This window comes from Nocardioides sp. J9 (assembly GCF_007829375.1).
Classification (GTDB): domain Bacteria; phylum Actinomycetota; class Actinomycetes; order Propionibacteriales; family Nocardioidaceae; genus Nocardioides.
Map to the genome: position 1 here is coordinate 10,308 of NZ_VLJQ01000129.1, position 8,433 is coordinate 18,740.

Sequence of the window (8,433 nt, forward strand, 5' to 3'; positions counted from 1 at the left end):
CCGGGTTCCTCGCCGGGATAGTCCCTGACGAAAAGCACCGTCCGACGGCGTGTCGCGGTGCTTTTCGTCAGGGACTACCGCGCCGCCGTACCCGGCCGGACCGGGATAGTCCCGGGTCAAAAGCACCGCGACACGCCGTGCGAGGGTGCTTTTGACCCGGGATTATCCCGATGCGTCGGCCTCAGACCGGGGTGATGGGGAGGGAGCGGCGGGGCTGGAAGGTGAAGCCGGCGCCGGTGCTGAAGCGGGTGACGGCGACCTCGCTGGCCTCCGGCGCCGGGTCGGTACGACGGACCACGCTCGCCCGCCAGCCCTCCTCGTTAGCGAGCGGTTCGACCTCCACGTCCAGGTGGGGGTCGACGGCGCGGACGACCGCCTGCAGGGCGCCGGTCCTGGCGGGGCCGCACAGGGAGATCCACGCCTCGTCCTCGTGGGCGGGGGAGGGACGCACGACGAGGGTGCCGTCGGTGAGCGAGGCGTCGACGTACGCAGCCGGGTTGAGCAGCGGGTGCACGGACAGCAGCCGCACGGCCGCCGCGACCGGGTCCTCGGTCCCGAGCAGGCCGAGGGCGCGGGCGAGGCGCTCGGCGCCGATGCCGGCGACGCCGACCAGCTGCTTGCGGCGCAGCTTCTCCAGCTCGCCGTCGGTCTCGGTGCGCTCAGCGACGGCGAGCGCGAACGCGCGGTCCAGCAGGTGCATCTGCAGGCAGACCTCGTCGGCGATCCGCACCAGCGCGGAGCGGGAGAACGCGGCGAAGTCGAGGTCGGAGAGCAGCGGGCCGGAGTAGTCGCTGCGGCCCTCGTCGGCCGGGTCGATCGGGTCCAGCGCGAGCGTCGCCGCGCGGGAGCGCTCGTTGACCTCCAGCGCGGGCACGGGCTCCGGCGTCGGGTGCGACTCGTCGATGGTGACCGTCCACGCGCAGTGCGCCCCGCCCGCGCGCTCGGCGCTGTTGTGCGGCGGGCGGTGGATCGGCCGGATCTGCGCGTGCGGGTTGGTGGCGATCGCGGTGGCGTCGAAGGTCGGGTCCTCGATGTCGTGGCACATGCCGCGCACGTAGTCCTCGCCCATCGGCTCCACGTCCATCAGCGCGCCGCAGTGGTCGAGCCGGAACTCCCCGCGCCACGGGTCGTGCACGGTGAACCGGAAGTCCATGAACTGCGGGGGAGCGCCGATGTCGAGCTGCAGGCCCTTGAAGATCGTGACCACGTCGCCGCGGCCGGGCTCGGCGGGCGCGTAGCCCAGTGCCTGCTGCATCCGCCGGGTGTAGATCGGGCTCGCCGCCGCCCACTCCTCGATGGCGACCTGCAGCATCTCCTCGCGCCCGAAGGCGGCGATGCACCAGGCCATGCCGGAGCGGTCGATGAGCTGCCCGATCAGCAGCAGCTCGGGTACGACGACCGCGAGCTCCTCGCGGCTGAGGTCGGTGTAGCGGCTGGTCATGCCGGTCGTCATGCCGGTGCTCAGCCCGCGAGCCCCAGGCGCGCGGCCATCTTGTCGAGGTAGGCGAGCACCTTGTCCTCCTCGGCGTCGGGCACGCCCCAGATCAGCTCGGTCGCCCCGGCGGACATCCAGTCGGCGAAGTCCTCCTCGGTCGGCTTCTTCGCGACCAGGATGCGCACGTCCGGCTCGCCCTCGCGGCCGGCCTCGGCCCACTCCTTGCGCAGCAGCGCGGCCTTGTCGGCGATGCCGGTCTCGATCGGGGTGGTCATCCACCCGTCGGCGTTCGCGGCGATCCACTTCATCGTCTTCGGCCCGCCGCCCGCACCGATGATGACCGGGATCCGGCCCTGCGGGGGCTTCGGGTAGGCCCAGCTGGGGCCGAAGGACACGAACTCCCCGTCGTACGACGCCTCCTCCTGGGTCCACAGCGCCCGCATCGCCTCGAGGTACTCCCGGAGCACGGTGCGCCGCTTGCCCGCCGGGACGTGGTGGTCGCTGAGCTCGTCGGTGTTCCAGCCGTAGCCGGCGCCGATGGTGACCCGGCCGCCGGAGAGGTGGTCGAGGGTGGCGAGGGTCTTGGCCAGGGTGATCGGGTCGGACTCGACGGGCAGCGCGACCGCGGTGGACAGGCCGATCCGCTCGGTGACCGCCGCGCAGGTGGCCAGCGAGACCCACGGGTCGAGGGTGCGCAGGTAGCGGTCGTCCGGCAGCTCCTCGCCCCCGGTCGGGTGCAACGCGTCCCGGCGGACCGGGATGTGGGTGTGCTCGGGGACGTAGATGGTGTCGAAGCCGCGCTCCTCGGCCGCCTGCGCGAGGCGGGCCGGGGTGATGCCGCGGTCGGACGTGAACAGGACGATGCCGTTGCGCATGACGCCAACAGTAGAACGTGTTCTAGCGTTACGCTAGACACCTGTCTGGTTGGCGACGCCCTGCTCCGGACGGGCCTCCGCGACGGCCAGCGGCTCGCGGTCGACCACGCCGGCCCGCAGGAAGCGGCCGGTGCGCTCGCCGCCCACCAGGGAGGTCGGCGCGCTGCCGTGCCACACCGCCCGCCCGCCGACGTAGACGTGCGTCACCGTGGCGTCGTTGCGGTTGACCATCCGCGGGAGGCCGTCGTACGCCGCCACCGGGGCCTCGTGGTACTCCTCGAGCGTCGCGTCGAGCCGCTCGGGGTCGAGCACGACGAGGTCGGCGCGGTCGCCCTCGCGGATCCGGCCGGCGTCGATGCCGTACCACTCGGCGAGCTCGCCGGTCAGGCGGTGCACCGCGCGCTCGGCGCTGAGGAACGGACGACCGGCGCGCTCGGCGTCGCGGGCGTGCTTGAGCAGCCGCAGGCCGAAGTTGTAGAAAGCCATGTTGCGCAGGTGGGCCCCGGCGTCGGAGAAGCCCATCTGCACGCCCTTCTCCTGGGCGATCTTTCGCAGCACCTGCGGGCGGTGGCCGGAGATCGTGGTGCGCCAGCGCACCGCCGTGCCGTGCTCGACGACGAGGTCGAGGAAGGCGTCGACGGGGKGCTGCCCGCCGCGCTCCACGCCGACCTGGCCGAACGACTTGCCGATCACGCTGGGGTCGGGGCACGCGACGATCTCGGCGTCGAAGAAGTCGCGGTGCCACACCCGCGGGCCGAACTTCGACTCGTAGTCCTTGCGGAACGCCTTGCGGTACGCCGGGTCCTTCATCAGCTCGTCGCGGGCGACCTTCTCCTGCAGGTGCAGCGCCTGCGCGCCGGAGCCGAACTCCTCGAAGATCACCAGGTCGATGCCGTCGGCGTAGACCTCGAAGGGCACCGGAAGGTGCTGCCAGCGGAAGTCGGCCCCGAGCCGGTTGACCGTCCCCGCGAGCAGGCGCATCAGGTGGATGATGAACGGGATCGCCTTGAGGTCGGCCGCCGAGAGCAGCGAGGTCTTCAGCGGCTTGCGGAACCAGCCGCCGATCGATGCCAGGGCCTGCAGCAGGATCGTGTGCGGGTGCGAGGCGTCCGGCCCGGCCTGGATGACCCGGTCGCGCTCGCGCAGGACCCGCCGCAGCCGGCGCATCTCCCGGCTCTTCGCGTACGTCGAGGGCAGGGTCCGCGAGCGGCAGCGCTCGCCGTCGAGCTTGTCGAACAGCAGCTGCTGGGCGGACATGCCGACGAACCCGGCGTCGAGCGCCTCGGTGAGCATCTGCTCCATCCGTCGCTGCTCGGCGGCCGACGGGCGCACTTCCGGGCGGGTGGCCCGGTCCAGGCCCATCGTCGCGGTGCGCATGTCGGAGTGCCCGATGAACGCCGCCAGGTTCGGGCCCAGTGCGCGGCGCTCGAGCGCGGCGACGTACTCGCTCGCCGAGCCCCAGTCCTTCGCCTCCTCGACCGCGCGGATCGCGTGCATCCGCGGGATCGCCTCGACCCGCCCGAAGAGGTCGCCGGCGTCCACGCCGCCGACGTGGACGGTCGACAGCGAGCACGAGCCGAGGAGGACCGTGGTCACGCCGTGGCGCAGCGACTCGAGCAGCGCCGGCCCGGCGAGGACCTCGATGTCGTAGTGGGTGTGGATGTCGAGGAAGCCCGGGACGACCCACCGGCCGTGCGCGTCGACCACGTCGGGGCACCCGGTCGTGTCGAGCGGCGTCGCCGACACGGCGGCCACCCGGCCGTCGCGGATGCCGACGTCGCGGACCTGCGCGGGCGAGCCGTCGCCGTCGAAGTAGAGACCGCCGCGGACGATCGTGTCGAAGGCAGGGGTGACGGGTGCGGCTGGCATGCCAGCACGCTAGGCGATCGGCTCGACCGGATCTAGAACAAGTTCCAGAAATGTCTTGCACGGCTCGCTGCCCGGTCCTAGGTTGGACACGTGTCCAGTCAACTGACCAGCTCGCCGCGGCGCCAGCTCAACCAGCGGCAGGCGGCGACCGTGCAGCGGTTGCTCGAGGCCGGCCTCGAGCAGCTGGCCGAGGTCGGGCCCGAGGCCCTGACCGTGCGGCAGGTGGCGATGCGGGCGGGTGTCTCGCCGGCCACGGCCTACACCTACTTCTCCTCGAAGAACCACCTGCTGGCCGAGCTGTTCTGGCGGCGGCTGGTCGACGACGCCCCGGCCACACCGACCGGCGGGTCGCCGACCTCCCGGGTCCAGGCCGTGACCCGGGCGCTCACCGACCTCTGCGAGCACGACCCGCACCTGGCTGCGGGCGCCACGGTCGCCCTGCTCGGCTCCGACCCCGACGTCGACCGGCTGCGGCTGCGCATCGGCGCGGAGTTCGTCACCCGCTTCGAGGCCGCGCTCGGCGACGCCGCGACGCCGGAGCTCGTCGACGCCCTCGTGCTCGCGTTCTCCGGCGCGCTGCTGCAGGCCGGCATGGGCCTGATCACCTACGCCGACCTCGGCGACCGCCTCGACACGGTCGTCGCCACGATCCTGGGGGACCACCGATGACCGCCGACCTCTCCATGGCCGGGGACCTCGTCTTCGACCCCTACGACTACGCCTTCCAGGACGACCCCTACCCGACGTACCAGCGCCTGCGCGACGAGGCGCCCGTCTTCCATGCCGCCGCCGACGACCTCTGGGTGATCTCGCGGCACCGCGACGTCTTCGACGTGCTGCGCAACGACACCGTCTTCTCCAACCGGATGGGCGTCTCGCTCGACGCGTCGGCGTGGAACCCCGAGGCGCACCGCGTGATGAGCTTCCTCGGGCTCGACGGCGCCGAGCAGTCCCGCATTCGCAAGCTGGTCTCCGCCGCGTTCACCCCGCGCCGGGTGCGCGAGCTGACGCCGCAGATCCAGGCACTCACCGACCACTACCTGGCCCGCACGTTCGCGGCGAACGCCGAGCACGGCGAGTCCGACTGGATCGCCGACTTCGCCGGCAAGCTCCCGATGGACGTCATCTCCGAGATGATGGGCGTGCCGGAGGCCGACCGCGACGAGGTCCGCCGCCTCGCCGACCTCGTGGTGCACCGCGAGGACGGGGTGCGCGACGTCCCGAAGGCCGGCGTGGAGGCGTCCTTCACGCTGTTCGAGTACTACGGCGAGATGGTCAGGGCGCGCCGTCGCACCCCCAGCGACGACCTCACCTCGGCGCTCGTCGAGACCGTGCTCGAGGGCGACCAGCTCGCCGACGGCGAGATCATGGCGTTCCTCTTCCTGATGGTCGTCGCGGGCAACGAGACCACCACCAAGCTGCTCGGCAACGCGCTCTTCCACCTCGCCGCCGCGCCCGAGCAGAAGGCGCAGGTGCTCGGCGACATCGCCCTCGTCCCGGCGTGGATCGAGGAGACGCTGCGCCACGACACCTCCAGCCAGATGCTCGCGCGGTACGTCGTCGAGGACGTCGAGGTCGCCGGGGTGAGGATCCCCGCCGGCTCCAAGGCGCTGGTCCTGCTGGGCAGCGCCAACCGCGACGAGCGGGTCTTCACCGACCCCACCACCTACGACATCCACCGCGACAAGGCCGAGCTCTCCGAGATCCTCAGCTTCGGCACCGGCCGCCACTTCTGCCTCGGCGCCAACCTCGCGCGGCTCGAGGCCCGGGTGGTCCTGGAGGAGCTGGTCCGTCGGGTCTCCGACTTCCACGTCCACGCCGACCGCGCGGTCCGCGTCCACTCCACCAGCGTGCGCGGCTTCGCCTCGCTCCCGGTCACCTTCACGGAGAGGAACCGCTGATGCCCAAGCCCGTGCACCCCGACCGGCGTCCGGCCGTCGTCGCCGGCGCCTCGTCCGGGATCGGGGCCGAGACCGCCCGCGCCCTGGCCGCGGCGGGCTTCCCGGTCGCCCTCGGCGCGCGCCGCGTCGACCTGTGCGAGGAGATCGCCGCGGAGATCCGTGAGGCCGGCGGCGAGGCCGTCGCCCACCCGCTCGACGTGTCCTCCGACGAGTCGGTCGAGGAGTTCGCCGCCAAGGCGGCCGCCGACCTGGGCGACGTCGAGGTCGTGGTCAGCAACGCCGCACTCATCGGGCCCGGCTCGCTGCTGGAGACCGACAGTGCGCGGCTCGCCCGCGAGGTCGACGTCAACCTGCTCGGCCCGCACCGCCTCGTCCGGGCGTTCGTGCCCGGCATGGTCGAGCGGCAGCGCGGCGACATCGTCTTCGTCTCCTCCGACACCGCCGTCCGGGCCCGTCCGTTCATGGGCGGCTACAGCGCCACCAAGTCCGGGCTGGAGGGGCTGGTGGCCTCCCTGCAGATGGAGCTCGAGGGCAGCGGCGTGCGGGCGTCCGTCGTACGCCCCGGGCCGACGTGGAGCGAGATGGGCATGGACTGGGACCCCGCCGCCGCCGCGCGGGTCCTCAACGAGTGGGTCAAGTGGGGTCACGCCCGCCACTCCCACTTCATGAAGGCGACCGCCGTCGCGGACGCCATCGCCACCGTCGTCAGCACGCCGCGGGGCATCCACCTCAGCCCCGTCGACGTGAACCCCGAAGCCCCGCTGGAGCGCCGATGAGTCTCGAGAACATCCCCGAGGTGTCGATGGTCGTCGACGACCAGGGCGCCGACGTGCCGGCGATCATCAAGGGCACCGGCCACCTGCCGGAGATGCGGGTCGACCCGATCCGCCTCTTCCACCGCGTCCGCGAGGAGTGCGGCGACGTCGGCCGGTTCCGCCTCGCCGACAAGCAGGTCGTGCTGGTCACCGGCGCCGAGGCCAACGAGGCCTTCTTCCGCGCACCTGACGACGTGCTCGACCAGGCTGCGGCGTACCCCTTCATGACCCCGATCTTCGGCAAGGGCGTCGTCTTCGACGCCAGCCCCGAGGAGCGCCAGCAGATGCTGAAGAACCAGGCACTGCGCGGCGACATGATGCGCGGGCACGCGCAGACCATCGAGGCGGAGATCCGCCGGATGGTCGCCGGGTGGGGCGAGGAGGGCGAGATCGACCTGCTCGACTTCTTCGCCGAGCTGACGATCTACACCACCTCCTCCTGCCTCATCGGCAAGCCGTTCCGCGACGCGCTGGACGGCTCCTTCGCCGAGGTCTACCACCGCCTCGAGCGTGGCACCGACGCGATCGCGTACGTCGACCCCTACGCCGACATCGAGAGCTTCCGGATCCGCGACGAGGCCCGCGAGGAGCTCGTCGCCAAGGTGCAGGCGATCATCACCGCCCGCATCGCGAAGGGCGAGATCCCGAAGGAGGAGCGCGACCTGCTCGACGTCCTCATCGCCGTCGGGTACGACGCCGACATGGTCACCGGCATCTTCATCTCGATGATGTTCGCCGGCCACCACACCTCGTCGGGCACCGCGTCGTGGGCGATGATCGAGCTGCTCCGCCACCCCGGGGTGATGCAGGACGTCGTCGCCGAGCTGGACGCCCTCTACGCCCCCGACGCCGACGGCAACGCGCCGGAGGTCTCCTTCCAGGCGCTGCGCTCGATCCCGGTTCTCGAGTCGGCGCTCAAGGAGACGCTGCGGCTGCACCCGCCGCTGGTCATCCTGATGCGCCTGGTCCAGCAGGACTTCGACCTGCTCGGGCGGACGATCCCCGCCGGCACCGTGCTCGCCGCATCGCCGCGGGTGTCGAACCGGATCGAGGAGGACTTCCCGAAGGCCGACGAGTTCGACCCGGGCCGCTACGTCGACCCGCGCCAGGAGGACCTGCAGAACCGCTGGACGTGGATCCCGTTCGGCGCCGGCAAGCACCGCTGCGTCGGCAACGCCTTCGCGATGATGCAGATGAAGGCGATCTTCTCGGTGATCCTGCGCGACTTCGAGTTCGAGCCGGTCCAGCCGCTCGACTCCTACCAGGACGACTTCAGCAAGATGGTCATCCAGCTCGCCCAGCCCGCCCGGGTCCGCTACCGCAGGCGGCAGCGATGACCCGCCTCTCGCCGGTGGTTGAGGCGCGAGGCGCGCTAGCGCCGAGCCTCTCGCCGGTGGTTGAGGTGCGAGGCGCGCTAGCGCCGAGCCTCTCGCCGGTGGTTGAGGTGCGAGGCGCGCTAGCGCCGAGCCTCGAAACCTCCGGCCCCGATGCACCCGACTGTGCCCGGCACCGTCCGCCTGGCAGGCCCGGTGGTTTCG

General features: G+C 72.0%; 7 protein-coding genes. 4 read left to right on the forward strand and 3 right to left on the reverse strand.

Features of this window, described 5'->3' with window-relative positions; all coding sequences use genetic code 11:
- Positions 1 to 181: 181 nt before the first annotated feature.
- Genes L615_RS21485 through L615_RS21495 form a run of 3 tightly spaced genes read right to left on the reverse strand, consistent with a single transcriptional unit; the run spans position 182 to position 4,179 of the window.
- Positions 182 to 1,453 (reverse strand): hypothetical protein, encoded by a 1,272-nt coding sequence (locus L615_RS21485; protein ID WP_261376805.1) that lies wholly within the window; start codon positions 1,451 to 1,453, stop codon positions 182 to 184.
- Positions 1,454 to 1,461: 8 nt separating this feature from the next.
- Entirely contained in the window at positions 1,462 to 2,310 is an 849-nt protein-coding gene (locus L615_RS21490; protein WP_028654757.1) for an LLM class F420-dependent oxidoreductase, read from the reverse strand.
- 33 nt (positions 2,311 to 2,343) lie between these two features.
- Positions 2,344 to 4,179, reverse strand: a complete 1,836-nt coding sequence (locus L615_RS21495; RefSeq protein WP_145726421.1) for an amidohydrolase family protein — start codon at positions 4,177 to 4,179, stop codon at positions 2,344 to 2,346.
- A 90-nt stretch (positions 4,180 to 4,269) separates the two neighbouring features.
- On the opposite strand from L615_RS21495, the gene L615_RS21500 reads away from it, so the two are divergent.
- From L615_RS21500 to L615_RS21515, 4 genes are read left to right on the forward strand one after another with little or no spacing between them, the layout of a single operon-like run.
- On the forward strand, positions 4,270 to 4,848 hold the full coding sequence (locus L615_RS21500) for a TetR/AcrR family transcriptional regulator (RefSeq protein WP_145726422.1): 579 nt from the start codon (positions 4,270 to 4,272) through the stop codon (positions 4,846 to 4,848).
- Positions 4,845 to 6,080, forward strand: a complete 1,236-nt coding sequence (locus L615_RS21505) for a cytochrome P450 (protein ID WP_145726423.1) — start codon at positions 4,845 to 4,847, stop codon at positions 6,078 to 6,080. The genes L615_RS21500 and L615_RS21505 overlap by 4 nt, the downstream gene beginning before the upstream one ends.
- Positions 6,080 to 6,856 carry an SDR family oxidoreductase gene (locus L615_RS21510; protein WP_028654754.1) on the forward strand — a complete coding sequence of 259 codons (777 nt, stop codon included), beginning with the start codon at positions 6,080 to 6,082 and terminating at the stop codon, positions 6,854 to 6,856. Before L615_RS21505 ends, L615_RS21510 begins: the two co-directional genes overlap by 1 nt.
- Positions 6,853 to 8,232: a cytochrome P450 gene (locus tag L615_RS21515; protein WP_084254952.1), complete on the forward strand. Its 1,380-nt coding sequence runs from the start codon at positions 6,853 to 6,855 to the stop codon at positions 8,230 to 8,232. Before L615_RS21510 ends, L615_RS21515 begins: the two co-directional genes overlap by 4 nt.
- Positions 8,233 to 8,433: the final 201 nt, after the last annotated feature.

Excerpts from the sequence above, each read along its gene's own strand:
- L615_RS21485 (WP_261376805.1), bottom strand. The coding sequence starts at position 1,453 with ATGACGACCGGCATGACCAGCCGCTACACCGACCTCAGCCGCGAGGAG.
- L615_RS21505 (WP_145726423.1), top strand. The coding sequence starts at position 4,845 with ATGACCGCCGACCTCTCCATGGCCGGGGACCTCGTCTTCGACCCCTAC.
- L615_RS21510 (WP_028654754.1), top strand. The coding sequence starts at position 6,080 with ATGCCCAAGCCCGTGCACCCCGACCGGCGTCCGGCCGTCGTCGCCGGC.
- L615_RS21490 (WP_028654757.1), bottom strand. The coding sequence starts at position 2,310 with ATGCGCAACGGCATCGTCCTGTTCACGTCCGACCGCGGCATCACCCCG.
- L615_RS21515 (WP_084254952.1), top strand. The coding sequence starts at position 6,853 with ATGAGTCTCGAGAACATCCCCGAGGTGTCGATGGTCGTCGACGACCAG.